This is a genomic window from Mesorhizobium maamorense (assembly GCF_044998965.1).
GTDB lineage: Bacteria > Pseudomonadota > Alphaproteobacteria > Rhizobiales > Rhizobiaceae > Mesorhizobium.
This window is the reverse complement of record NZ_CP173356.1, coordinates 6,202,856-6,226,886: the sequence shown is the minus strand read 5'-3', so window position 1 is coordinate 6,226,886 and position 24,031 is coordinate 6,202,856. Positions and strand designations below refer to the sequence as shown.

Annotated in this window: 20 protein-coding genes and 1 pseudogene; 9 read left to right on the top strand and 12 right to left on the bottom strand. The window is 64.2% G+C overall.

Annotated elements, in window-relative coordinates; translation table 11 throughout:
• Positions 1-13: 13 nt before the first annotated feature.
• From ACIU1A_RS31020 to ACIU1A_RS31010, 3 genes are all read left to right on the top strand, one after another.
• Positions 14-442, top strand: coding sequence for a nuclear transport factor 2 family protein (locus ACIU1A_RS31020; RefSeq protein ID WP_224518980.1), 429 nt, complete (start codon positions 14-16; stop codon positions 440-442).
• Between the two features lie 33 nt (positions 443-475).
• Entirely contained in the window at positions 476-790 is a 315-nt protein-coding gene (locus ACIU1A_RS31015; protein ID WP_140497050.1) for a hypothetical protein, read from the top strand.
• Positions 791-1,078: 288 nt separating this feature from the next.
• Positions 1,079-2,488, top strand: coding sequence for an FAD-binding oxidoreductase (locus ACIU1A_RS31010; protein ID WP_140630031.1), 1,410 nt, complete (start codon positions 1,079-1,081; stop codon positions 2,486-2,488).
• 151 nt (positions 2,489-2,639) lie between these two features.
• Here ACIU1A_RS31010 and ACIU1A_RS31005 read toward each other — a convergent pair whose 3' ends face one another.
• The 6 genes from ACIU1A_RS31005 to ACIU1A_RS30980 all read right to left on the bottom strand — a co-directional run bounded on the left by ACIU1A_RS31005 (position 2,640) and on the right by ACIU1A_RS30980 (position 9,568).
• Complete coding sequence (locus ACIU1A_RS31005) at positions 2,640-4,067, bottom strand: gamma-aminobutyraldehyde dehydrogenase (RefSeq protein ID WP_140674137.1); 1,428 nt, start codon at positions 4,065-4,067, stop codon at positions 2,640-2,642.
• A gap of 102 nt (positions 4,068-4,169) precedes the next feature.
• Positions 4,170-4,985 (bottom strand): ABC transporter permease, encoded by an 816-nt coding sequence (locus ACIU1A_RS31000; protein ID WP_140523673.1) that lies wholly within the window; start codon positions 4,983-4,985, stop codon positions 4,170-4,172.
• The gene (locus tag ACIU1A_RS30995; RefSeq protein WP_404926074.1) at positions 4,975-5,940 is read right to left on the bottom strand and encodes an ABC transporter permease; all 966 of its coding nucleotides are present in this window, start codon (positions 5,938-5,940) and stop codon (positions 4,975-4,977) included. Before ACIU1A_RS30995 ends, ACIU1A_RS31000 begins: the two co-directional genes overlap by 11 nt.
• Before the next feature lie 221 nt (positions 5,941-6,161).
• Positions 6,162-7,160, bottom strand: coding sequence for an ABC transporter ATP-binding protein (locus ACIU1A_RS30990; protein WP_140896760.1), 999 nt, complete (start codon positions 7,158-7,160; stop codon positions 6,162-6,164).
• A 200-nt stretch (positions 7,161-7,360) separates the two neighbouring features.
• On the bottom strand, positions 7,361-8,515 hold the full coding sequence (locus ACIU1A_RS30985) for an ABC transporter substrate-binding protein (protein WP_404926073.1): 1,155 nt from the start codon (positions 8,513-8,515) through the stop codon (positions 7,361-7,363).
• A gap of 126 nt (positions 8,516-8,641) precedes the next feature.
• The gene (locus ACIU1A_RS30980; protein ID WP_140513010.1) at positions 8,642-9,568 is read right to left on the bottom strand and encodes a LysR substrate-binding domain-containing protein; all 927 of its coding nucleotides are present in this window, start codon (positions 9,566-9,568) and stop codon (positions 8,642-8,644) included.
• A gap of 89 nt (positions 9,569-9,657) precedes the next feature.
• Between ACIU1A_RS30980 and ACIU1A_RS30975 the strand changes: the two genes are divergently transcribed.
• Both ACIU1A_RS30975 and ACIU1A_RS30970 read left to right on the top strand, forming a co-directional pair.
• Positions 9,658-10,107, top strand: coding sequence for an Rrf2 family transcriptional regulator (locus tag ACIU1A_RS30975; RefSeq protein WP_140513008.1), 450 nt, complete (start codon positions 9,658-9,660; stop codon positions 10,105-10,107).
• Positions 10,097-10,996, top strand: coding sequence for an NAD(P)/FAD-dependent oxidoreductase (locus ACIU1A_RS30970; RefSeq protein ID WP_404926072.1), 900 nt, complete (start codon positions 10,097-10,099; stop codon positions 10,994-10,996). The genes ACIU1A_RS30975 and ACIU1A_RS30970 overlap by 11 nt, the downstream gene beginning before the upstream one ends.
• Position 10,997: 1 nt before the next feature.
• Here ACIU1A_RS30970 and ACIU1A_RS30965 read toward each other — a convergent pair whose 3' ends face one another.
• Positions 10,998-11,768 (bottom strand): DeoR/GlpR family DNA-binding transcription regulator, encoded by a 771-nt coding sequence (locus tag ACIU1A_RS30965; RefSeq protein ID WP_404926071.1) that lies wholly within the window; start codon positions 11,766-11,768, stop codon positions 10,998-11,000.
• A gap of 443 nt (positions 11,769-12,211) precedes the next feature.
• Between ACIU1A_RS30965 and ACIU1A_RS30960 the strand changes: the two are divergent.
• Positions 12,212-13,091 (top strand): annotated as a pseudogene (locus tag ACIU1A_RS30960) (phosphotransferase).
• A 4-nt stretch (positions 13,092-13,095) separates the two neighbouring features.
• On the top strand, positions 13,096-15,549 hold the full coding sequence (locus ACIU1A_RS30955) for an FAD-dependent oxidoreductase (protein ID WP_404926070.1): 2,454 nt from the start codon (positions 13,096-13,098) through the stop codon (positions 15,547-15,549).
• Here the strand turns inward: ACIU1A_RS30955 and ACIU1A_RS30950 are convergent, their stop codons facing one another.
• On the bottom strand, positions 15,550-16,182 hold the full coding sequence (locus ACIU1A_RS30950; RefSeq protein WP_404926069.1) for a class I SAM-dependent DNA methyltransferase: 633 nt from the start codon (positions 16,180-16,182) through the stop codon (positions 15,550-15,552).
• A 103-nt stretch (positions 16,183-16,285) separates the two neighbouring features.
• Between ACIU1A_RS30950 and ACIU1A_RS30945 the strand changes: the two genes are divergently transcribed.
• Positions 16,286-17,188, top strand: coding sequence for a phosphotransferase (locus ACIU1A_RS30945; RefSeq protein WP_404926068.1), 903 nt, complete (start codon positions 16,286-16,288; stop codon positions 17,186-17,188).
• Here ACIU1A_RS30945 and ACIU1A_RS30940 read toward each other — a convergent pair.
• The 3 genes from ACIU1A_RS30940 to ilvD all read right to left on the bottom strand — a co-directional run bounded on the left by ACIU1A_RS30940 (position 17,185) and on the right by ilvD (position 21,527).
• Positions 17,185-18,108 (bottom strand): DMT family transporter, encoded by a 924-nt coding sequence (locus ACIU1A_RS30940; protein ID WP_140497079.1) that lies wholly within the window; start codon positions 18,106-18,108, stop codon positions 17,185-17,187. The two genes, ACIU1A_RS30945 and ACIU1A_RS30940, sit on opposite strands and share 4 nt — an antisense overlap.
• Before the next feature lie 102 nt (positions 18,109-18,210).
• Positions 18,211-19,491: an amidohydrolase family protein gene (locus ACIU1A_RS30935; RefSeq protein ID WP_404926067.1), complete on the bottom strand. Its 1,281-nt coding sequence runs from the start codon at positions 19,489-19,491 to the stop codon at positions 18,211-18,213.
• A 191-nt stretch (positions 19,492-19,682) separates the two neighbouring features.
• Positions 19,683-21,527, bottom strand: coding sequence for a dihydroxy-acid dehydratase (gene ilvD, locus ACIU1A_RS30930; RefSeq protein WP_140559734.1), 1,845 nt, complete (start codon positions 21,525-21,527; stop codon positions 19,683-19,685).
• 272 nt (positions 21,528-21,799) lie between these two features.
• Here ilvD and ACIU1A_RS30925 point away from each other — a divergent pair, with 272 nt between their 5' ends.
• The gene (locus tag ACIU1A_RS30925) at positions 21,800-22,267 is read left to right on the top strand and encodes a VOC family protein (protein ID WP_140497085.1); all 468 of its coding nucleotides are present in this window, start codon (positions 21,800-21,802) and stop codon (positions 22,265-22,267) included.
• A gap of 170 nt (positions 22,268-22,437) precedes the next feature.
• Here ACIU1A_RS30925 and ACIU1A_RS30920 read toward each other — a convergent pair whose 3' ends face one another.
• Complete coding sequence (locus ACIU1A_RS30920; RefSeq protein WP_140497087.1) at positions 22,438-24,030, bottom strand: peptide chain release factor 3; 1,593 nt, start codon at positions 24,028-24,030, stop codon at positions 22,438-22,440.
• Position 24,031: the final 1 nt, after the last annotated feature.

The window sequence follows — 24,031 nt, the reverse complement described above, 5'->3', positions numbered from 1 at the left end:
TCGCTGCACGGCGATGACCGCCGGGCAGCACTTTGCTCATCAACCGCCCGATCGGGAAGACGGGCCCATGGAGGATGAAATGCTGACCAAGACACAGACCGTTGACGGCGCGGCAATCAAGAAAGCCATCGAAGGGCGCGACGGACAGATGCTGTCGAGCTTTTACGCCGACGATGCGGTGTTGCGGGTCGTCGACCGCAATAATCCGCCGAGCAAGCCGCGCGAGATCCGCGGCCGAGCGGCGATCAGCACATTCTGGGACGACATCTGCAGCCGGGCAATGACCCACAAGGTCGATACCACCATTGCCGATGGCGACAATCTCGCCTTCACCCAAGCCTGCGCCTACCCGGACGGGACCAAGGTGTTCTGTGCGGCGATGCTGGAACTCAAGGGCGGGCGGATTGCACGGCAGACCGTCGTGCAGGCCTGGGACGAGTAAGCGGCATCAGCCGCATCTTCGGAGGAGGAAAACATGTTCAGCGCCAGATGGCAGATCGACGCCAGGTTCGGACACAAGCAGACCGTGCTCGACCTCTTGCGGAAATGGGAATCCGAGATCGGTTCGCAGGTCGGCGTCGCCGACCTGAAGTTCCAGATCATGACGGGTTCGATCGGCGCGCGGGAGGCGACGGTCGAATCTCACCACCAGGTCGAAAGCCTGGCCCAGTTGGAAGAGTTCTTCGCCAGGATCGGCAAGATCGACGCGCATGCCAAATGGGGCAAGGAGATCGAGCCTTACGTCGTGTCGGGCACCAGCCTCTGGCAGATTTTCCGCATCGTCGAATAATGCATGTCGCCCAAAGGTGCCCATAGAACAACGATCTGAAGCGCGCCGCATCGGTCCCTTTCGACGCGACGCGCTTTCGCTACCATGACGGCTTCCGCCTGCCCGCTATGGCTCTCCCGGGCCATTTCCCCACTGGCCCTTTCGGGCGAAGCAGCGAGGAGCCGGATCGGTGCAATGTGCTCTCCTGCACCATCCTGCGCACCCGACGGATGGACGGCACAAGCAAAGCAACAAGATAAATCGTCGCGTCGAAACCATATGGCGCGGGCGCGATCAGGGAGGAAACCGATGACCGACGAAACCTATGCAAAACTGCGTGAAGGCTTGCGCGGAGAGCTGATCCTGCGCGGCGAAGCCGGCTATGAGGAGGCCCGCAAGGTCTACAACGGCATGATCGACAAGAGTCCGGCGCTGATTGCACGCTGCGTCGATGTCGCCGACGTGATCGCCGCTGTAAGGTTCGCGCGCATAAACGACCTCCTCATCGCCGTGCGCAGCGGCGGCCACAACGGCGCGGGATTGGGGATTTGCGACAACGGTCTCGTCATCGACCTGTCGATGATGAAAGGCGTCCATGTCGACCCGAAAACCCGCACCGTGAGGGTCGCGCCCGGCTGCACTTCGGGCGACGTGGACCACGCCACCCATCCTTTCGCGCTCGCTGTTCCGTTCGGCATCGTTTCGACCACGGGCGTCGCCGGCCTTACCCTCGGTGGAGGAACCGGCTATCTCACGCGCAAATACGGCCTCACCATCGATAATCTGATCGAGGCCGATCTGGTGCTGGCCGATGGCAGCATGGCGAAGGCCAGCAAAAGCGAGAATCCCGACCTGTTCTGGGCGCTCCGGGGCGGCGGCGGCAATTTTGGCGTGGTAACCAGCTTCCTGTTCCAGGCTCATCCGGTGAACATGATCTTCGGCGGTCCGGTGTTCTGGGACGCCAGGCACGCGTCGGCGGTCATGCGTACCTATCGCGACTACCTGCCGGAAGCGCCGGAAGACCTCGGCGCTTTCGTCGGCCTCAAATCCGTCCCTTCGAGCGATCCTTTCCCGCGCGAGCATTGGGGCAACCGCGCCTGTGCCATCATCTCGTGCTACAACGGCACGGAGGAGGACGGGCGCAAGGCCATGGCGCCGCTGCTGGACACCTTGCCGCCGCCAATGTTCAACTGGATGGGCGTAATGCCGTTCCCGGCGATGCAGTCGCTATTCGACCCGCTCCTTCCGAAAGGCCTGCAATGGTACTGGAAGGGCGATTTCGTCAAGTCGCTTCCCGACGAAGCGATCGCGACCCATATCGCACAGGCCGCCCAGGCGCCCAGCGAATTGTCGCTCATGCATCTATACCCGATTGACGGCGCCGTCCGCCGCGTCGGCAAGGACGAGACCGCCTGGAACGCGCGTGACGCAAGCTGGTCGATGGTCATCGCCGCCATCGACCCCGATCCGGGCAAAGCCGCCGACCTGACCGCGTGGGCACGGAATTACTGGGCGAGCGTCCATCCCCATAATGGCGAGGGCGGCTACGTGAACTTCATGATGGACGATGAAGGAGACGCGCGCTTGCAGGCGAGCTATGGCGGAAATTACGAGCGGCTGAGCCAGGTTAAGCGAACCTACGACCCATCCAATGTCTTCCGGGTCAACCTGAACATCAAGCCTGCGACATCGGCGATGCCGGGCCGGACGGCCGCGTAGTGCCGGGGTCTCGCCGCTGATGCCGTTCGGCGGCCGTGCCTGTCAAATGCAGCGCAATCGCGAAGTGGAATGGCGCTGACGACCCTCTCAAGCGGGGTCGCCGGCGCCGGCCACAGCCATATAAGATCTGCCTTTGCCGGAAGGAGACAGATTACCCGTGCGCCACCATCACATGGCGCACGGCGGTATAATCCTCCAGCGCGTAGAGCGACATGTCCTTGCCGTAACCGGACTGCTTCAGCCCGCCATGCGGCATCTCGTTGGTCAGCATGAAGTGGGTGTTGATCCAGGTGCAGCCATATTGCAGGCGAGCGGCCGTCGCCATGGCGCGCGAGACGTCCCTGGTCCACACCGATGACGCCAAGCCATAATCGCTGTCGTTGGCCCAGTTCACCGCCTCGTCGACTTCCGTGAAACGGGTGACCGAGACCACCGGGCCGAAGACTTCGCGGCGCACGATCTCGTCCTCCTGCAAGGCGCCGGCGACGACGGTCGGCTGGTAGTAGAAGCCGGTGCCCTCGCCCGGCTTGCCGCCGGTGGTGATCTCGATGTGCTTCAATTCCGAGGCGCGCTCGACGAAGCTCGAGACACGATCGCGTTGGCGGCGCGAGATCAGCGGGCCGATCTCGTTCTCGGCATCGTCCGGCAGATTGTACTTGATGGTCGACACGGCCGAGGAGAGATCGGCGACTAGCTTGTCGTAGACCTTCTTGCCGGCATAGATGCGGCAGGCGGCGGTGCAGTCCTGGCCGGCATTGTAGTAGCCGAAGGCGCGCAGGCCGTTGACCACGGCGCCGAGGTCGGCATCATCGAAGACGATGACCGGGGCCTTGCCGCCGAGTTCCAGATGCGTGCGCTTGACCGACTTGGCGGCCGCCTGCAGCACCTTCTTGCCGGTGGCGACATCGCCGGTGATCGAGATCATGTTGACCTTGGGATGGTTGATCAGCGTATTGCCGACGCTGTCGCCGCGTCCGAGCACGACATTGACGACCCCTTCGGGCAGGATTTCGGCCAGGATCTTCGCCAGTTTCAGCGCCGTCAGCGGCGTCTGTTCCGACGGTTTGAAGACGACCGTATTGCCGCCGCCGATCGCCGGCGCCAGCTTCCAGGCCATCATCATCAACGGGTAATTCCACGGCGCGATGGAAGCGACGATGCCGATCGGATCGCGCCGGACCATCGAGGTGTGGCCCGGCAGGTATTCGCCGGCTACCTGGCCTGGCATGGAGCGGACGGCGCCGGCGAAGAAACGGTAGCAGTCGACGATCGCCGGGATTTCATCATTGAGCACGGCATTGATCGGCTTGCCGCAGTTCAGCGCCTCGAGCACCGCGAATTCCCTGGCTTCGGCCTCTATGCGGTCGGCGATCTTAAGGAGATAGCCCGAGCGCTGCGCGGGCGTGGTACGCGACCAAGCCGTGAACGCCTTCCCGGCAGCCGTCACCGCCGCCTCGATCTGCGCCGGGCTCGCCTCGGGGAGATTGAGAATGGTCGCCCCGGTCTTCGGATTGAGGACCGGCTCCTCGGTCTCGGTGCCTTTCTCGAACTTCGAGCCGATCAGCATCTGGGTGTCCATTGGGTTCTCCTTGAAGAGGAGCGAGTGGCGAATAGTGAGTAGCGAATAGGGTTTGGCTAACGATTTCCCTCTTCGCTACTCGCTATTTCCTATTCGCTGTTTTCATTTCCCGCTGCCGGCGATCTGGTCGCCGTCGCGGGTCAGGTAATAGGCGGCGAGGATCGGCAGCAGCGTCACCAGCACCACCACCATCGCCACGACATTGGTGACCGGGCGCTGGCGCGGGCGGATCAGTTCTTCAAGCATCCAGATCGGCAGCGTCTGCTGCTGGCCGGCGGTGAAGGTGGTGACGATGACCTCGTCGAACGACAGCGCGAAGGCCAGCATGCCGCCGGCAAGCAGCGCCGTGGCGATGTTGGGCAACACGATATGCCGGAAGGTCTGGAAACCATCCGCGCCGAGATCCATCGAGGCCTCGATCATCGAGCCCGAGGTGCGGCGGAAGCGGGCAACGGCATTGTTGTAGACGACAACCACGCAGAAGGTGGCGTGGCCGAGCACGATCGTCCAGAACGAGAACGGAATGTCGGCCAGCGCGAAAGCCGAACGCAGCGCAATGCCGGTGATGATGCCGGGCAGCGCGATCGGCAGGATGACCAGCAGCGAAATGGTTTCACGGCCGAAGAATTTCGTCCGTGACACCGCGGCGGCGCACAGCGTGCCGAGAACCAGCGCGATGGCCGTCGAGATGGCGGCGACGCGCACCGAGAGCGACAGCGCTTGCCACACGTCCGGCCGGTTCCAGGTGACGGCGAACCACTGCGTGGTGAGCCCCGGCGGCGGCCAGACGAAGCTCTTCTCTTCGGTCGTGAAGGCATAGACGAAGATCAGCAGGATCGGCAGATGCAGGAACAGCAACCCGCAAGCGGCGGCGATTTTGAGGCCAAGCGGAGCCGATTGGGCACGGTCAGAGCGCATCGAAGGCCCCCATGCGCTTGGCGCCCCAGAGATAGAAGCCCATGATGACGATCGGCACCACCGTGAAGGCGGCGGCGAGCGGGATGTTGCCGGCCGTGCCTTGCTGCGAATAGACGGCCTGGCCGATGAACAGGCGCGACGTGCCGATGATCTGCGGGATGATGTAGTCGCCCAATGTCAGCGAAAAGGTGAAGATCGAGCCGGCGACGATGCCGGGCAGCGCCAGCGGGAACAGCACATTGCGAAAAGTCTGGCCGGGCGACGCGCCAAGGTCGGAAGAGGCTTCGACCAGATTGCCGGGCACGCGCTCGAGGGCTGCCTGCACCGGCAGGATCATGAAGGGCAGCCAGACATAGACGAAAACGATGAAGGTGCCGGTGAACGACACCGACAGCGAGTTGCCGCCGACGACCGGCAGCGACAGCCAGGCGTCAAGCAGCCACAACAGGTTCAGCTTGGCGAGCAGCCAAGTGAGAATGCCTTCCTTGGCCAGGATCAGTTTCCAGGCGTAGATCTTGACCAGGTAGCTCGACCACAGCGGCAGCATGACGCCGAGATAGAACAGCGCCTTCCAGCGGCCGCGCGCATAGCGCGCCGCGTAGTAGGCGATGGGGAAAGCGACGGCGGCCGAGGCCAGGGTCACCAGGGCTGCCATCGTCACCGTGCGCAGGATGATGTCGAGATTGGCGGCCTGCAACAGGTCGCCATAGGTCTTCAACGTGAACTCACGATTGATGAGGCCGGAGAACTCGTCGATCGAGAAAAAGCTCTGCGCCAAAAGAGCGAACAACGAGCCGATGTAGACGATGCCGAGCCACAGGACCGGCGGCAGCAGCATAAGCAGAAGGAGCAGTTGCGGCCTGCGCCAGAAGAGGTCGGAGAGCGCGCCGCGTATGCCGCCGCTGCCGGGCAGGATGGCAGGGGCTGGGCTGGGGGTGAGCGCGGCAATGGTCATAGGGCCGCCGTGTGCTGAAGAGAATTATGTGAGAGGCCGCGTTCTGCGTCGCCCCCCTCTGTCCTGCCGGACATCTCCCCCTCACGGGGGGAGATTGGCAATTTCTCGGCCTCGCCAATTCTGCGACGTTGGAAATTGGCGAAACCCGAAAGGGCAGCCAATCTCCCCCTTGCGGGGGAGATGTCCGGCAGGACAGAGGGGGTGCTTCGCGCAAGCCTTCATCACACCGCCTCGTCCATCAAATGCAGGCTCTCCCGGTTGAAGGTGAGCACCACCGCCTCGCCTTCCCCAGGCAAGGCCGTGCCGGCAGGCACGATGGCGTGCAGCTTCAGACCGTCGGCATCGAGCGCCAGCCTGGTGGTGGCGCCGAGATAGTTGGTCGCGACCAGGCGCGCGGCCACGCCGTCGCCTTTCGCGGCGCGGCCGACGCGGATCGATTCAGGTCGCAGGCTGCCCCAGCGGCGCTGGCCGCAATAGCGCTGGACGAAATCCGGCGGCAGCACGTTGGAGGAACCGACGAAATCGGCGACGAAGCGGGTGCTCGGCCGCTGGTAGATATCTTCCGGCGTGCCGATCTGCATGATCCTGCCGTCGTTGAAGACGGCGACGCGATCGGCCATCGACAGCGCCTCGCCCTGATCGTGGGTGACGAAGACGAAGGTTATGCCGAGCGCCTTTTGCAGCGACTTCAGCTCTTCCTGCATGTTCTCGCGCAATTTGAGGTCGAGCGCGCCGAGCGGCTCGTCGAGCAGCAGCACCTTGGGCTGGTTGACCAGTGCGCGGGCCAGCGCGACGCGCTGGCGCTGACCGCCGGAAAGCTGGCCAGGGCGGCGGGCGCCGTAGCCGGGCAGCCTGACCAGCGACAGCGCCTCTTCCGCTGCCTTGTGCCGCCCGGCCTTGCCGACGCCCTTGACCATCAATCCGTAGGCGACGTTGTCGAGCACATTGAGATGCGGGAACAGCGCATAGTCCTGGAAGACAGTGTTGACGTTGCGGCGATAAGGCGGAACGCCCTCGGCGCGCTCGCCGAAGATCGAGATCGAACCCGCCGTCGGCTGCTCGAAACCGGCAATGAGGCGCAGGCAGGTCGTCTTGCCGGAACCGGACGGCCCGAGCATGGCGAAGAACTCGCCAGGCACGATTTCGAGGTCGACCGTGTCGACGGCGCGCACGCTGCCGAAATGGCGCGAGACTTTCTGGAAGGAAACGGCTGAGGTCATGGGGTGTCAGTCTCTTGCCGATTGGGTTCTCTTCGGTCGCCCGCAATCATGGCTGGACGGCGAACGCGCGCGCCACTTACCTCCCCTCGATGGGGGAGGTCGCGGCGAAGTCGCGGGTGGGGTGCTCTGGCACGGACCTCCGCGCCGCCCCACCCCGACGCTGCGCGTCGACCCTCCCCACAGGGGGAGGGTGAAGAAAATCACCGCCCGCCGATGACGCCGATATAATCCGACACCCAGCGGTAATAGGGCACGCACTGGTCGTTCTGGGTGGCGCATTTGGTCACCGGCGTCTTCCAGAATTTGATCTTGTCGAAATTTTCGTAGCCGTTGGTCTTGCAGCCTTCGTCGGTCAGCAGCTCGTTGCCCTTGCAGGCGGCGGGGACGACCGGCAGCGAGCCGAACCAGGCCGAGACATCGCCCTGCACCTTGGCCGAGAGCGAGTGTTCGAGCCACATATAGGCGCAGTTCGGGTGTGCGGCGTCGGCTTCCATCATGGTGGTGTCGGCCCAGCCGGTGACGCCTTCCTCCGGCACGGTCGAGGCTATGGGCTTCTTGGCCGCGACCAGCGTGTTGACCTGGTAGGGCCACGAGCCGGAGGCAACCACGCCTTCGTTCTGGAAATCGTCGACCTGGATGGCGGCGTCGTGCCAGTAGCGGCCGACCAGCGTGCGCTGGACGCGCAGCAACTCAAGCGCGGCCTTGTACTGGTCCTCGTTCAACTCATAGGGGTCCTTGATGCCGAGCTCCGGCTTGTGGAACATCAGGTAGTTGGCGGCATCGGCAATGTGGATCGGGCCGTCATAGGCCTGGACGCGGCCCTTGTTGGACTTGCCGTCCGGCAGCTTCATCTCCTCGAAGACGATGTTCCAGCTCTTGGGCGCTTCCTTGAAGACATCGGTATTGTACATCAGGACGTTCGGCCCCCACTGGTAGGGGACCCCATAATGAACCTTGTCGACGGTGAACCAGGGGGCGTCCTTGATGCGGTCGTCGACCGTCTTCCAACTCGGGATGAGATCGGTATTGATCGGCTGCACGCGCTTGCCGGCAACGAGGCGCAGCGATGCATCGCCCGAAGCGGTGACGAGGTCGAAGCCGCCCTCGTTCATCAGCGAGACCATCTCGTCCGACGTGTTGGCGGTCTTGACGTTGACCTTGCAGCCGCTTTCCTTCTCGAAGGCGGTGACCCAGTCATAGCCCTTGTCGGTTTCGCCACGCTCGATATAGCCCGGCCAGGCGACGATATTGACCTCGCCTTCACCCTTGCCGAGTTCCGTGACCTGAGCGATGGCCTGGCCGGAGACGGTCAGCGCGACCGTCAATGCAGTGCATGACTTCAGGAATGAATTCATCGTCGATCTCCCATTGATAGGGCCCGCGTTTCGGCGGCGGCTTTGTTCCCTGAAGCGAAGGTGCTGTGAAAATCCCGGTTTCGCAAATTCATTTATCAGAAGGAGGATATCGGTTTTTCCGATAGATCAGCGGCCGTTCTTGTCGGGGCGCTGGCGAACCATGCGCTGCGACTGCGCCAGACCGATGAAATCGCGCGCAGCCTGCGGCAGGCCGGAGCCACGGCGCCAGACCATCCCGACCTGGACGACGGGCAGGGCACCGGAGACGTCGCGCGACTCGATGCGGTCGCCTTCCAGCGACCACGGCCGGTAGACGAGGTCGGGCAGCAGCGCCACGCCCGCGCCGGTGGCGACCAGGCTACGCACCGCTTCGACCGAACGGGTGCGGAAGGCGACATGCGGCTTGGCGCCGATTGCCGTCAGCAACTTGCCGGTGTTCTCCTCGATCTCGTCGACGGTCAGCATGATCAGCGGCTCCGAAGCGATGTCGCCGATGCCGATGATGTCGGCGCCGGCGAGCGGATGCCCGAGCGGCAGCCACAGGCGGTAAGCCGAGACTTCAAGGATTTCCGATTGCAGCGCGGTTCGGTCGCGCAGATTGGACGTGACCATCACGGCGATGTCCAGCTTGCCGCCGATCAGCAGATGCTCGAGATAGTCGCCATTGTCCTCGATGGCGGAGACCTCGACGCCGGGATAGGCACGGCGGTAGCGGGAAAGTAGGTCCGACAGCACATAGCCGGCGACCAGCGAGGTGACGCCGAGCTGCAGCCGGCCGCCCGCTGTCGCCTGCTCGCCGAGGAAGGCGCGGCGCGCATCGGACACATCGGCCAGGATCTTGGTGGCGTGACGCAGGAACTGGTGGCCCTTGTGGGTGATGTTGAGGCCGCGCGGATGGCGGTCGAACAATTCGACGCCGAGATCGCCTTCGAGTTCCTTGATCGCTTCGGTGACCGAGGATTGCGAAATGGAGAGGTTCTGCGCGGCACCCGACACCGTGCCCTGCTCGGCGACGGCGATGAAGAACTGCAACTGGCGGATGGTGAAAGCCATGGCCGGACTAAACACGGCGGAGACGACACTGGGAAGTGGAAACGGATCGGCAACTTGACGGCCCTCAGTATCGTAACTACTTAAGTTACATGAAACGCAACAGCCGGCTGTCTTCCACCTTGCACATTCTGGTCCACATGGCCGAGAAGCCCGAGCGGGCGCTGACCTCGGAGCAGCTTGCCACCTTCATCCATACCAATCCGGTCGTGGTGCGCCGCACCATCGCCGGATTGCGGGATGCCGGCATCGTCACCTCGTCACGCGGACATGGCGGCGGCTGGCTGCTCGGGCGCCCGCCCGACGAGATCTCGCTGGCCGAAATCAGCGCCGCGCTTGGCGAGACGCTGCTGCCGTTCGGCACCGAGCCGGAGAGCCCCGGCTGCCTTGTCGAGCAGGCCGTGATCGCCGTCCTCGACGATTTTCGCATCGCGGCGGAGAAGCTGCTGGCGGAAAAGCTCAGCCGCATCACGCTGGCCGACCTGACCGCCGACTTCCGCCGCCGTTACGACCTCATCGGAGTCTCCAGCCATGCAGTATGATCTTGCCGTCGTCGGCGGCAGCTTTGCCGGCCTGTCCGCTGCCATCCAGGCGGCCCGGGCCCGGCGCAACGTCCTGGTGATCGACGCCGGCCAGCCCCGAAATCGGTTCGCCGCGCATTCGCACGGCTTCCTCGGCCAGGACGGGCGCACGCCAGGCGCCATCCTGGAGGAGGCAAGACGGCAGTTGCTAGCCTATCCGACGGCTCGCCTTGTCAAGGGACGTGCGGACAAGGCGGTCGCCAATAGCAGCAGCGACTTCGAAATCAGCACAGAGGGCGGCGAGACCTTTGGCGCCGCGCGGCTGGTTCTGGCCACCGGCGTGCGCGACATCCTGCCGGAAGTTCCCGGGCTTGCCGAGCAGTGGGGCAAGACCGTGCTGCACTGCCCCTATTGCCACGGCTACGAGGTTTCCGGCGGGCCGCTTGGCGTGCTGGCGACCGGGCCCATGTCCCTGCATCAGGCGCAGTTGATCGCCGACTGGGGCGACGTCACGCTGTTCGGCAATCGCCTGATCGAGCCCGATGCCGAACAGATGTCTGTCCTGGAAGGCAAGAATGTGAGGTTCGAACCCGCTGCGGTCGCCGAACTGCGGGAGCATGGCGCGGGCGGCTTGACGGTGATCCTCGACGGCGGCCGAAAGGCGGGGGTTCGCGCGATATTCACCGCGCCGCGCAATACAATGGCGAGCCCGGTGGCCGAACAGCTCGGTTGCGGCTTCACGGACGGTCCCCTTGGCCCGGTGATATCAATCGATGACAGGCAGCAGACGACGGTTCCCGGCGTCTACGCCGCCGGGGACGCGTCACGCGCGATGCACAACATCGCCTTCGCCGTATCGGGCGGCGCCTTCGCCGGCATATGCGCCCACCAGTCGCTGGTATTCGGTTAGCTCAGGCTGCGTCGCCCGCGACGCTGAGCCGCGCGCCGGCCTGCGCCAGGCCAGCAGCGATGTCGCGCGGCGGCGGCCGGTCGGTGGCGAGCTCGGAAAAGCCATCGAAGCCGCAGACCTGGACCAGGCCCTGGCGCCCGAACTTGGAATGATCGGTGACGACGAGCGAACGCTGGCCGCGCGACAGCACCATGCGGGCGAACTCGGCCTCGTCGAGATCGTAATCCATGACACCCGTCACCGCATCGACGGCACCCGTCGAGATCACCGCATGGCTGACCGAGAAGCGGCTGACGAAGTCGATGGCCGAGGCGCCGAACGCGGCGCCGGAATCGCTGCGCAGCTCACCGCCGGCCATGTAGACCTTGTTGCCGTTGACGGTGGCCAGCGTGCGGGCGATGTCGGATGAGTTGGTGACGACCGTCAGCCGCCGATGGCCGAGCAGTTCACGCGCCAGGAACGAGGTGGTCGTTCCCGTGTCGAGCATGATCGATTCGCCGTCGCGGATGGTGGCGGCGACCATGCGGGCGATGAGGCGCTTGGCCTCGGCGTTCTCTCGCATGCGCCGTTCGAACGGCGCTTCGCCGATCGTCGACGGCAGGCCGACGGCGCCATGCATCTTCAGGAGCGAGCCGTCGCTGGTGAGGGGCTTGACGTCGCGGCGCACGGTCTCCAGCGAAACGCCCAGCCGGTCGGCCAGGCTGGCGATGGTGACGGTGCCTTCCTCCTGCAGAAACCGCAGGATTTCGCCGTGCCGCTTGGAATGGCTCATCGGGTCATTTCCAGTCGCGCCATGATGCAGTGACCGCTTCTATGGCAAATCTGCCGCATATTACAAGGAATCTCGAAAGAATACGGGCAGGAAAGCAGAAAAAGCCACAGAATCTCGTTGACAACGTGGCTTACCCGGCGTGACACTGATGCCGTGTCAGGCTCGCACTGCCACGGAAAAGCGATAGCGGAGCCTGATCCGAATTTGTGTGCCCCAAGGTCTGGAAACTGCCTGACGCGAGGGCGACTGGAAGAATTTTCTCATCCGCGGGGGCGGATGCCGGCCTCGAAGAGCCCGGCACGTGGGGCTCGTCGGTGCGGCGCGGGATACCGATCCCGAATGCCGCGCCGGCGAGGTCTTTGCCAGAACGAGCGTCCGGACAAACGGCGGGTCGCCACGGCGGCGCCGCCCCGTCGGCGCCTTGCCGTACGAAGGGCGAATTCATGACGGCCGAGGACCGCATCCGCGCCCTGCCTTGCTGGACAGGCAGCGTCGAGATCGAGCCGCTGCCCGGCGGGCTGAGCAATGCCAATTATCGGGTCAAGGACGCGGCCGGGAGGCATGTCGTGCGTTTCGGCAGGGACTATCCCTTCCACCACGTCTTTCGCGAGCGTGAGGTGATGACCGCACGCGCCGCGCATGCCGCCGGTTTCGCGCCGGCGGTCCGCCATGCCGAACCCGGCATTCTCGTGACGGAGTATCTCGGCGCCAAGACCTGTCTGGCTGAGGACGTGCGCGCCAATCTCGGCCGTGTCGCCGCCCTGATGCGCGGCTTCCACCGCGAGATGCCCAACCACGTCTCCGGTGCCGGCTTCATGTTCTGGGTGTTCCACGTCATCCGCGACTATGCGCGCACGCTGGAGGACGCCGGCAGCCGCAAGGCGAGCGACCTGCCGCGTCTGCTGATGCTGGCCGACGAGCTCGAACGCGCCCAGAAACTGCTGCCGATCGTGTTCGGCCACAATGATCTTTTTGCCGGCGAATATTCTCGACGACGGCAGCAGGCTATGGCTGATCGACTTCGAATATGCCGGCTTCAATACCGCGATGTTCGACCTTGCCGGCGTCGCCTCGAACGCCGGCATGAGCGACGAGGAATCCTTCGCCTTCCTGACCGCTTATTTCATGAAGGAGCCGGACGAGGCGATCCGCCGCTCGCATGCAGCCATGCAATGCGCCTCGCTGCTGCGCGAGGCGATGTGGAGCATGGTTTCGGAACTCTACCTCGACGTGCCCGGCATCGACTACGTCGCCTACACGGAAGAGAACCTGACGCGGCTCGATGCCGCGCTGGAAAACTACCGGACAAAATACGGGACCTGAATTCATGACCTTGCCAACCCAGGCAGCGATCGTCGTCATCGGCGGCGGCATTATCGGCTGCTCGACGGCCTACCATCTGGCCCGCGACCACAAGGCAGATGTGGTGCTGCTCGAACAGGGCAAGCTGACTTCGGGCTCGACCTGGCACGCCGCCGGCCTGGTCGGGCAGCTGCGCTCGTCGGCCTCGATCACCCGCGTGCTCAAATATTCGGTCAACCTCTACAAGGGGCTGGAGGCCGAGACCGGCCTTGCCACCGGCTGGAAGATGAGCGGGTGCCTGCGCCTTGCCACCAATGCCGACCGCTGGACCGAGTACGAGAGGCTGGCGACGACAGCGAAGAGCTTTGGCATGGACATGCAGTTGCTGTCGCCGGCGGAGGTCAAGAAAATGTGGCCGCTGATGGAAACCGGCGATCTCGTCGGCGCTTCCTGGCTGCCGACCGACGGTCAGGCGAGCCCATCCGACGTCACCCAGTCGCTGGCCAAGGGCGCGCGCATGCATGGCGCAAGGCTTTACGAGGAAGTGCGCGTCACCGGCTTCGAGATCAAAGGCGGCCGCATCATTGCGGTGAAGACCAACATGGGCGACATCGCCTGCGACAAGGTGGTGAACTGCGCAGGACAATGGGCACGGCAGGTTGGCGCCATGGCCGGCATCAACGTGCCGCTGCAGCCGGTGAAGCACCAGTTTATCGTCACCGAGAAGATCGACGGGCTAGCGACCGATGTCCCGACCATCCGCGACCCGGACCGGCGCACCTATTTCAAGGAAGAGGTCGGCGGGCTGGTGATGGGCGGCTATGAGCCAAACCCGCAGGCCTGGACGACAGATCTCCCCGGAGGCGACGTGCCCAATGACTGGGAGTTCCGGCTGTTCGACGACGACTATGATCATTTCGAACAGCATATGAGCCAGGCGATCGCGCGCGTGCCGGCGCTGGAAACCGTCGGCGTCAAGCAGATGATCAACGGGGCCGAGAGTTTCACGCCGGACGGCAATTTCATCCTCGGCGTGGCGCCCGAATGCGCCAACATGTTCGTCGGCGCCGGCTTCAACGCCTTCGGCATCGCTTCGGGCGGCGGCGCCGGCTGGGTGCTGGCGCAATGGGTGGTCGATGGCGAGGCGCCGTTCGATCTGTGGGTCGTCGACATCAGGCGCTTTTCCAGCCTGCACCGCGACCGGCACTGGGTCCGCGAGCGCACGCTGGAAGCCTATGGCAAGCACTACACGATCGGCTTTCCGCATGAGGAGTATCTTTCCGGCAGGCCGCGCATCGTTTCGCCGCTGTACAACAGGCTGAAACAGCATCGCGCCGTGTTCGGTTCGAAGCTCGGCTGGGAGCGGCCGAACTGGTTCGCCCCCGAAGGCGTCGACCCGCGTGACGTCTATTCCATGGGCCGGCAGAATTGGTTTTCAGCCGTCGGCGACGAACATCGCCATGTGCGCGAGAAGGTCGGCATCTTCGACCAGTCGTCCTTCGCCAAATACGAGCTGACCGGGCCCGACGCGCCGAAGGCGCTGGACTGGATCTGCGCCAACGACGTCAACAAGCCGGCCGACCGGCTGACCTATACGCAGCTTCTCAACACGCGCGGCGGCATAGAGGCCGATCTCACCGTGTCGCGGTTCGGCGAGGACAGGTTCTATATCGTCACCGGCACGGGCTTCCGCACCCATGACCTGTCCTGGATCAGCGACCATGTCGAAAAGGAGCTCGACATCACGCTCACCGACGTCACCGAGGATTTCGGCACGCTGTCGCTGATGGGACCGCGCGCCCGCGAAGTGCTGGCCGGCGTGACCGATGCCGACGTTTCCAACAGCGGTTTCCCATTCGGCCATGCCCGCGAGATTGTCGTTGCCGGCCACACCGTGCGGGCGTTGCGCGTCACCTATGTCGGGGAACTCGGCTGGGAGCTGCACGTGCCGATCTCCGCAACCGGCGAGATCTTCGACGCGTTGATGGCGGCAGGCAAGCAACATGATATCCGCCCGGTCGGCTACCGGGCCCTGGAATCCCTGCGACTGGAAAAGGGCTATCGCGCCTGGGGCTCCGACATCACCCCCAACGACACGCCGCTGGAAGCCGGCCTCGGCTGGGCGGTGAAGCTTCGCAAGAATACGGATTTCGTCGGGCGGCGCGCCTTGGAGAAAATCACCGGCGGTGCACTGAAGAAGCGTTTCGCCGGCTTCACGGTCGACGATCCTGAAATCGTGCTCGTCGGGCGCGAGACGATCCTGCGCAATGCCGAGCCGGTCGGCTATCTCAGCAGCGGCGGCTATGGCTACACCGTGGGGAAGAACATCGGCTACGGATATGTGCGCAATGCCGACGGCGTGAGCGACGATTTTCTCGCCTCGGGCCGCTATGAGCTGGTCGTGGCGATGCAGCGCACGCCGGCAAAGATCCATCTCGAGCCGATGTATGATCCGGCCGGGAACAGGATCAAAGCCTGATCAGTTCACACGCAAGGCGAGGCAGCGGCTGGGCACCGTGTCGGCCTCGCCCGGCATCGAGACGTACGGGCGCGTTTCCTCGATGCGGGTGACCAGCCCCTGAGCCTCCAGCTCCGCGACTCGCGCGTTAAAGCCCAGATCCCAGATCGTGTTCTTGACCGTCAGCACGATCACGCCGCCCGGCCGGCAGATGCGGATCAGTTCGTCCAGCCCTTCGGCACCGACATGGCCCGAGGTAAAGACGCCGGCCGAGATCACCCCGGCATAGGTATTGTCGGCAAAGGGCAGCGGCCCGCCAAGCGCTAGGCAATGCAGGGCCGAATAGACGCCCTTGCGCTCTGCCTGATCCAGCATGCCTTGCGAGATGTCGAGCGCCTCGACGTCGGGATAGCCGGCAATGTCGAGCCATTCGCCGATGAGCCCGGTGCCGGCCCCGGCATCGAGCAGCGGGGCCGAGCCACGCGGCAGATGCCTTGCCAGCAAGGCCAGGCAGATGGTGGGATGGCGATAGCCGGCGGCCGACATGTCGCTGTCGTAGGTCTGCGACCAACGGTCATAGAGCGCCGCCACGTCTTCCGGGCGCTTGGCCGCGTAGGCAGCGCCAAGCGCACCCTTATGCTTGCTGTCGGTCACTTTTGTCCTGTCCGCCATGCCTAAATTGGTCTCGCACGGATGATAGCCAAAGCACGAATTTTGTGGAACCGTCGCTGCGACAAATAACAGCGGGGGAGCGGGCATGGCAATGGACGAGGCACGGACAGAACTTGCCGCTATTCCCATGCTGGCCGGCTATAGCGGGCCGCTGGAGCGGCTTGGCGGCCTCACCAACCTGGTTTTCAAGGCCGGGGACTTCTGCCTGCGCATTCCAGGCAAAGGGACCGAGGAATACATCAACCGCGCGAATGAGGCGGTGGCTGCGCGCGAGGCGGCTAAGGCAGGCGTCAGCCCCGAGGTGCTGCATGTCGATCCGGGTACCGGGGTGATGGTGACGCGCTTCATCGCCGGCGCCGTAACCATGTCGCCGGAAAGATTCAAGGTTCGGCCGGGCAGCCCGGCGCGTGCGGGAGAGGCCTTCCGCAAGCTGCATTCGTCCGGTGCGGCGTTTCCGTTCCGTTTCGAACTGTTCGCGATGATCGATGACTATCTCAAGGTGCTGTCGACCAAGGAGGTCGCCCTGCCCGCCGGCTATCACGACGTGGTGCGCGAGGCCGGGGGCGTGCGCGCGGCGCTGTCGGCCCACCCGCTGCCCGTCGTCCCCTGTCATTGCGACCCGCTGTGCGAGAATTTTCTCGATGCGGGTGACAGGATGTGGATCGTCGACTGGGAATATTCAGGTATGAACGATCCGCTCTGGGATCTTGGCGACCTCTCCGTCGAAGGCAAGTTCGATGCCGCACAGGACGAGGAGATGATGCGCGCCTATTTTGGCGGCGAGGCGAAACCGGCGGAGCGCGGGCGCATCGTCATCTACAAGGGGATGTGCGACCTGTTGTGGACGCTGTGGGGACTGATCCAGCTCGCCAACCACAATCCCGTCGACGATTTTCGGGCCTATGCCGACGGCCGCTTCGCGCGCTGCAAGGCGCTGATGGAGACGCCGGAATTTTCACGGCACCTGGCGGCGATCCGCGAGGGCTAATTCACGCCCTTCGGCACGTTTTCAGGCGGCACCGTCGTGTCGACCACCTTCTGGCGATGGAAGATGAACAAGCCGGCCAGCACGACGATGACCGAGCCGATGAGGATGCGCGGGCCGGGAACGTCGCCGAAGAACGCCAGCCCGAAGACCACCGCCCATAGAAGCAGCGTGTAGTGCAGCGGCGCCAGCGTCGAGGCCGGGGCCAGCTTGAGCGCCCGCGTGATCATCAGATGGGCACCGCAGGAGACGATGCCGAGCAGCAGCATGGCGCCGAAATCGAGCGCCGACGGCGTGTGCCAGGCGCCGATGGTCAGGGCGCCGCCGACCAGCAGCGTGCCGATGGTCTGCCATGTCACCAGATTGGTGTCGCTGGTGCCGCGCAAGCGCCGGTTGAGGATGATGGCGAAAGCGAAGGCAATGCTGCCCGCCAGCGCGAAGCCCGACGACAGCGAGAAAGCCGCCGAGGAGGGCTTGAGCATGATCAGCACGCCGCAGAAGCCGAGCAGGATCGCCATCCAGCGGCGCCAGCCGACCTTCTCGCCAAGCAGGAGATGCGAGAGTGCCGCGACATAGATCGGCCCGGCCATATAGAAGCTCATCACATCCGCAAGCGGCAGATAGACGACGGCGGCATAGAAGAGCCCGGTATCGAGCGTGGTCATGATGACGCGCAGGACCTGCAATTCGGGCCTTTCCATGCGGAACAGCTTGGCGGCGCCCTGGTGGGCGATCATCGGACCGAGCACGAAAAACGCGCCGATCGACCTGATCAGAACCACCTGGCCGACGGAAAAGCTGGCGACCAGCCATTTGCCCATGGCGTCGTTGAGCGCAAACAGGAAGTCGCCGGCCAGCATCAGCAGAATGCCGGCCAGAAGCACGTTCCTGATTGTGGTATTCTGCGCCACGGGTTGCGTCATGCCGATCCCTTGCCTGTCCAAGCCGCGTCGTAGACGGAAGCGGCCGCTTTGACGAGGAGAAATCCGGGAATCGGCAAGGCCAGCGCCGGAAATCGGCTGGGTCTAGGACGATACGTGCCGCCGGTTCACCAATGCCGGCCTGCCAGGAATGGCAAGCCTGGTGTCCTGCCTGGTTCGTTCCGCCACAACCTTGCCCCTGGCGATGACGCAAATGCGTTCGGGGCGCAGGCGAATAGCCTCGACCGGATTGCCGGCGTCGACGACGACCAGGCTTGCGCGCTTGCCGACGGCGAGGCCCAGATGATCGAGCCCCATGATGGCGGCATTGACGTTGGTGACCATGTCGAAACAGCGCGCCATGTCGGCCGGGCTTGACATCTGGGCGACGTGAAGCCCCATGAAGGCGACGTCGAGCATGTCGGCGGTGCCCAGCGAATACCAGGGATCGAGCACGCAATCCTGGCCCCAGCCGACGCGGATGCCCAGCGCCAGCATCTCCTTGACCCGGGTCATGCCGCGGCGCTTGGGAAACGTGTCGTGGCGCCCCTGCAGCATGATGTTGATCAGAGGATTGGGGATGGCGGAGACGCCCGCCTCGGCGATCAGCGGCAGGAGTTTCGAGACGTAGTAATTGTCCATCGAATGCATCGAGGTGAGATGCGAGCCGGCCACCTTGCCCTGAAGGCCGAGACGCTGCGTCTCATAGGCCAGTTGCTCGATGTGGCGCGACAGCGGGTCGTCGGTCTCGTCGCAATGCAGGTCGACCATCAGACCGCGTTTTGCCGCGATCTCGCAAAGCTCGGTCACCGAGCGGGTGCCGTCGGCCATGGTGCGCTCGAAATGCGGAATGCCGCCGACGGCATCGACGCCCAGATCCAGCGCGCGGATGGTGTTTTCCCGTGCGCCGGGCGAGCGGTAGAGCCCATCCTGCGGAAAGGCGACCAATTGCAGGTCGATATAGGGCGCCACCGTCTTCTTGACGTCGAGCAGGGCTTCGACCGCCAGCAGCCTGTCGTCACAGACATCGACATGGGTGCGGATGGCGAGCAATCCCATCGACACCGCCCAGTCGCAATAGGCGAGCGCGCGATCGCGCACCGCCTCATGCGTCAGGAGCGGCTTCAGTTCGCCCCACAGAGCAATGCCTTCGAGCAGCGTGCCCGAGGCGTTTATCCGCGGAATGCCGTAGGAGAGCGTCGCATCCATATGGAAGTGCGGGTCGACGAACGGTGCAGAGACCAGATTGCCCCGCGCGTCGATCGTCGTGCCGGCGTTGCCATCGAGCTTCGGCTCGATCGTCGCGATCGTCTCGCCGACGATGCCGATGTCGGCAACCCTGCCGTCAGGCAATGTGCCGCCGCGCACAATGAGGTCGAAGTCCATCTGTGTCATCCCCTTGAAGGAAGCATCCGGCGCCGGCTCGCCTTTCTCCCCTTGTGGGAGAAGGTGGCCGAGCGAAGCTCGGTCGGATGAGGGTAGTTCCAGCTCGGCAAGACGGCACCAGCACCCCTCAACCGTCTTGGCGCTACGCGCCAATCCACCTTCTCCCAAAGGGGAGAAGGAAAGGCGGCCCCCTACTCCGGAACGTGCCTCACCGCACCCTTGTCGGCGCTGGTGGCGAAGGCGGCGTAGGCGCGCAACGCGGTCGTCACCTTGCGCTTGCGTTTTTCTTCGGGCTTCCAGGCCAGGGCGCCCTTGGCCGCCATCGCCGCCCGGCGGCTGGCGAGCTCCTCATCGCTCACGGCGAGGCGGATCGAGCGGTTGGGGATGTCGATCTCAATCGTGTCGCCTTCCCGCACCAGCCCGATCGTGCCGCCTTCGGCGGCTTCCGGCGAGACATGGCCGATCGAGAGCCCCGATGTGCCGCCGGAGAAGCGCCCGTCGGTGATCAGCGCGCAAGCCTTGCCCAAGCCCTTCGATTTCAAATAGCTGGTCGGATAGAGCATTTCCTGCATGCCGGGGCCACCGCGCGGTCCTTCATAGCGAATGACGACGACATCGCCCGCCTTGATCTCGTTCGACAGGATCGCCTTGACCGAGGCGTCCTGGCTTTCGAACACCCGCGCCGGGCCGGTGAACTTCAGGATCGACTCGTCGACGCCGGCCGTCTTCACGATGCAGCCGTCGAGCGCCAGGTTGCCCTTGAGCACGGCAAGGCCGCCGTCTTTGGAAAAAGGCGTCTTCGCCGAGCGGATAACGCCCGTCTCGCGGTCCAGATCGAGCTCGTCCCAGCGACGATCCTGGCTGAAGGCGACCTGCGTCGGCACGCCGCCGGGCGCGGCGAGGAAGAAATCTCGCACGTTCTGGCTTGAGGTGCGCGAAATATCCCAATGATCGAGCGCCTCGCCGAGGCTTGATGTGTGCACGGTCGGCAGGTCGCGGTTGATCAGTCCGGCTTGGTCGAGTTGGCCGAGGATCGCCATGATGCCGCCGGCGCGGTGGACGTCCTCCATGTGCACGTCGGACTTGGCCGGCGCCACCTTGCACAGCACGGGCACCCGCCGCGACAGCCGGTCGATATCCTCCATGGTGAAGTCGACCTCACCCTCATGCGCCGCGGCCAGGATGTGCAGCACGGTGTTGGTCGAGCCACCCATCGCGATGTCGAGCGTCATGGCGTTCTCGAACGCGCCCTTTGAAGCGATGCTGCGCGGCAGCGCCGTCTCGTCGTCCTGCTCGTAATAGCGTTGGGCGAGATCGACGATCAAGTGTCCGGCCTCGACGAACAGCCGCTTGCGGTCGGCGTGCGTCGCCAGTGTCGAGCCGTTGCCGGGCAGCGACAGGCCAAGCGCCTCGGTCAGGCAGTTCATCGAATTGGCGGTGAACATGCCCGAGCAGGAACCGCAGGTCGGGCAGGCGGAGCGCTCGATGACCTTGACGTCCTCGTCGGAGATCTTGTCGTCGGCGGCGGCGACCATGGCGTCGACCAGGTCGAGCGCCTGCGCCTTTCCGGCGAGCACCACCTTGCCCGCTTCCATCGGCCCGCCGGAGACGAAGACGGTCGGGATGTTGAGGCGCAGCGAGGCCATCAGCATGCCGGGCGTGATCTTGTCGCAATTGGAGATACAGACCATGGCGTCGGCGCAGTGGGCGTTGACCATGTACTCGACGGAATCGGCGATCAGCTCGCGCGACGGCAGCGAATAGAGCATGCCGTCATGGCCCATCGCGATGCCGTCATCGACGGCGATGGTGTTGAATTCCTTGGCGACGCCGCCGGCCTTCTCGATCTCGCGCGCGACCAGCTGGCCGAGATCCTTCAGGTGGACGTGGCCCGGCACGAACTGGGTAAAGGAGTTGACCACGGCGATGATCGGCTTGCCGAAATCGCTGTCCTTCATGCCGGTGGCGCGCCAGAGGCCGCGGGCGCCGGCCATGTTGCGGCCATGGGTGGTGGTGCGGGAGCGATAGGCAGGCATGAACTTTCCTTAGCTGGCTGGCTGCGCCCGATGCGGAGCGTCGCGGCCCTGAATATGGATCGCAGGCGTTATAGACCGGCAATTATTGTCTGGCCACATTTTTGCAATGCGCCAGATTCTCCAGAAAAAATTCAGAGTTTGCGAAAAAAGGATGGCCTCCCGTGTCGGATCGCCTACCGGGCGCCCGTCCTTGGATCAACGGCAAGGGAGTGGGACCATTTTCTCAGACAGCCGTTCCATTGTAGCAGCAAGAAGCAACCGAGGAGCACGACATGCAAAAGATCACCACCTGCCTGTGGTTCGATGGACAGGCCGAAGAGGCGATGAACCACTATGTCTCCATCTTCAAGAATTCGAAGGTGCTGAGCGTCATGCGTTGGCCCAAGGGCCACGCCGATGAAGGCAAAGTGCTGCTGACCACGTTCGAGCTCGACGGCGTGCCGTTCCAGGCACTCAACGGCGGACCGCAATTCAAGTTCAATGAGGCGATGTCGCAGTCGATCGACTGCAAGACGCAGGAAGAAGTCGACTATTTCTGGGAGAGGCTCACCGAGGGCGGCGAGCCCGGCCCGTGCAGCTGGCTAAAGGACAAGTTCGGCGTCTCCTGGCAAGTCGTGCCGGAACAGCTGCCGCGCCTGCTCCAGGATCCGGACCGGGAAAAGGCCGGCCGGGTGATGAGTGCGATGATGAAGATGGGCAAGATCGACATCGCCAAGATCGAAGAGGCGGCGAAGGGGTGAGAAGTGGTCCGCGTAAGCGGACGGAAAGCCAATTGATTGGCTTTTCCGAGCTTCGAACGCCCTGAGCCTGCGAAGGGCAGGGCTGTCCATTGATTTTTGAGGCCGGCGCTGCCCCTCATCCGCCCTTCGGGCACCTTCTCCCGTGAACGGGGAGAAGGGAAGACCGCCCCTCAAGCCGCCTTGTCGCGGACCTGATAGTCCTTGATCGTGGCGAAGCGGATCGCTTTCCAGCGCTCGGCTTCGTAGTTCAGCGAGAAGGCGTGCTGGGCGAGGAACACCGGGTCGTTGTCGAGGTCGCGAGCGATGTCGCCGCGATGGGCTTCGATGAAGCGCTGCACTTCCGTCTTGTCGTCGGCCGATATCCAGCGGCAGACCGAAAAACGCGACATCTCGAATTCGACCGGCAGTGTGTATTCGAAGTTCAGCCGCTCCTTCAGCACGTCGAGCTGCAGCGCACCGACGACGCCGACGATGGCCGGCGAGCCGTCTTCCGGCGAAAACAGCTGCACGACGCCCTCCTCCGCCATCTGGTGCAGCGCCTCCTTCAGCTTCTTGGCCTTCATCGCATCACCGAGCCGCACACGACGCAGGATTTCCGGGGCGAAGTTCGGCACGCCGCGGAAGAGGATTTCCTCACCCTCGGTCAGCGTGTCGCCGATGCGCAACGTGCCGTGGTTGGGGATGCCGACAACGTCGCCGGCAAAGGCCTCGTCGGCGGTGACGCGGGTACGGGCGAAGAAGAATTGCGGTGCCGACAGGCTCATCGGCTTGCCGGTGCGCACCAGCTTGGCCTTCATGCCGCGCTCCAGCTTGCCCGAGCAGACGCGCACGAAGGCGATGCGGTCGCGGTGGTTGGGATCCATGTTGGCCTGGATCTTGAAAACGAAGGAGGTCATCTTGTCCTCGGTCGCCTCCACCATCCGGGTGTCGGCATCCTGCGCGCGCGGCGGCGGCCCGAAAGCGCCGAGCGCCTCGATCAGGTCGCGCACGCCGTAATTGCGCAGCGCCGAGCCGAAATAGACCGGCGTTAGATGGCCCTCACGGAAAGCGTCGATATCAAGGGGCCTGCAGGCTTCTCGCGCGAGTTCCAGCTCTTCGATGAAGGCCTCACGCTCGTTTTCCGGCAACAGGCCGGCGACGCGATTGGAATCGGGGCCGTTGACCGGCGTGCGTTCCTTCTCGTCGTCGCCCTTGCGCACGGCGTTCAGCGCCAGGTGGTAAGTGCCCGAAAACGTCCTGCCGCGGCCGATCGGCCAGGTGATGGGCGCGGTATCGAGCGCCAGCTTCTGCTCGATTTCGTCCAGTATCTCGAAGGGATCGCGGCTCTCGCGGTCCATCTTGTTGACGAAGGTGATGATCGGGATGTCGCGCAGCCGGCAGACCTCGAACAGCTTCAGCGTGCGCGGCTCGATGCCCTTGGCGGCGTCGATGACCATGACCGCTGAGTCGACCGCCGACAGCGTGCGGTAGGTGTCGTCGGCGAAATCCTCGTGGCCGGGCGTGTCGAGCAGATTGAAGACATTGTCCTCATACTCGAACGTCATCACCGAGGTGACGACCGAAATGCCGCGTTCGCGCTCGATCTTCATCCAGTCCGATCGGGTCTGGATGCGGTCCTTCTTGGCCTTGACCTCGCCGGCAAGCTGGATGGCGCCACCGAACAGCAGCAGCTTTTCGGTGAGCGTCGTCTTGCCGGCGTCCGGGTGGGCGATGATCGCGAAAGTACGGCGGCGCGATACCGCCTGTTCGATGTCTTCAGCCAAT

Excerpts from the sequence above, each read along its gene's own strand:
- ACIU1A_RS31020 (WP_224518980.1), top strand. The coding sequence starts at position 14 with ATGACCGCCGGGCAGCACTTTGCTCATCAACCGCCCGATCGGGAAGAC.
- ACIU1A_RS31015 (WP_140497050.1), top strand. The coding sequence starts at position 476 with ATGTTCAGCGCCAGATGGCAGATCGACGCCAGGTTCGGACACAAGCAG.
- ACIU1A_RS31010 (WP_140630031.1), top strand. The coding sequence starts at position 1,079 with ATGACCGACGAAACCTATGCAAAACTGCGTGAAGGCTTGCGCGGAGAG.
- ACIU1A_RS31005 (WP_140674137.1), bottom strand. The coding sequence starts at position 4,067 with ATGGACACCCAGATGCTGATCGGCTCGAAGTTCGAGAAAGGCACCGAG.
- ACIU1A_RS31000 (WP_140523673.1), bottom strand. The coding sequence starts at position 4,985 with ATGCGCTCTGACCGTGCCCAATCGGCTCCGCTTGGCCTCAAAATCGCC.
- ACIU1A_RS30995 (WP_404926074.1), bottom strand. The coding sequence starts at position 5,940 with ATGACCATTGCCGCGCTCACCCCCAGCCCAGCCCCTGCCATCCTGCCC.
- ACIU1A_RS30990 (WP_140896760.1), bottom strand. The coding sequence starts at position 7,160 with ATGACCTCAGCCGTTTCCTTCCAGAAAGTCTCGCGCCATTTCGGCAGC.
- ACIU1A_RS30985 (WP_404926073.1), bottom strand. The coding sequence starts at position 8,515 with ATGAATTCATTCCTGAAGTCATGCACTGCATTGACGGTCGCGCTGACC.
- ACIU1A_RS30980 (WP_140513010.1), bottom strand. The coding sequence starts at position 9,568 with ATGGCTTTCACCATCCGCCAGTTGCAGTTCTTCATCGCCGTCGCCGAG.
- ACIU1A_RS30975 (WP_140513008.1), top strand. The coding sequence starts at position 9,658 with ATGAAACGCAACAGCCGGCTGTCTTCCACCTTGCACATTCTGGTCCAC.
- ACIU1A_RS30970 (WP_404926072.1), top strand. The coding sequence starts at position 10,097 with ATGCAGTATGATCTTGCCGTCGTCGGCGGCAGCTTTGCCGGCCTGTCC.
- ACIU1A_RS30965 (WP_404926071.1), bottom strand. The coding sequence starts at position 11,768 with ATGAGCCATTCCAAGCGGCACGGCGAAATCCTGCGGTTTCTGCAGGAG.
- ACIU1A_RS30955 (WP_404926070.1), top strand. The coding sequence starts at position 13,096 with ATGACCTTGCCAACCCAGGCAGCGATCGTCGTCATCGGCGGCGGCATT.
- ACIU1A_RS30945 (WP_404926068.1), top strand. The coding sequence starts at position 16,286 with ATGGCAATGGACGAGGCACGGACAGAACTTGCCGCTATTCCCATGCTG.
- ACIU1A_RS30940 (WP_140497079.1), bottom strand. The coding sequence starts at position 18,108 with ATGACGCAACCCGTGGCGCAGAATACCACAATCAGGAACGTGCTTCTG.
- ACIU1A_RS30935 (WP_404926067.1), bottom strand. The coding sequence starts at position 19,491 with ATGGACTTCGACCTCATTGTGCGCGGCGGCACATTGCCTGACGGCAGG.
- ilvD (WP_140559734.1), bottom strand. The coding sequence starts at position 21,527 with ATGCCTGCCTATCGCTCCCGCACCACCACCCATGGCCGCAACATGGCC.
- ACIU1A_RS30925 (WP_140497085.1), top strand. The coding sequence starts at position 21,800 with ATGCAAAAGATCACCACCTGCCTGTGGTTCGATGGACAGGCCGAAGAG.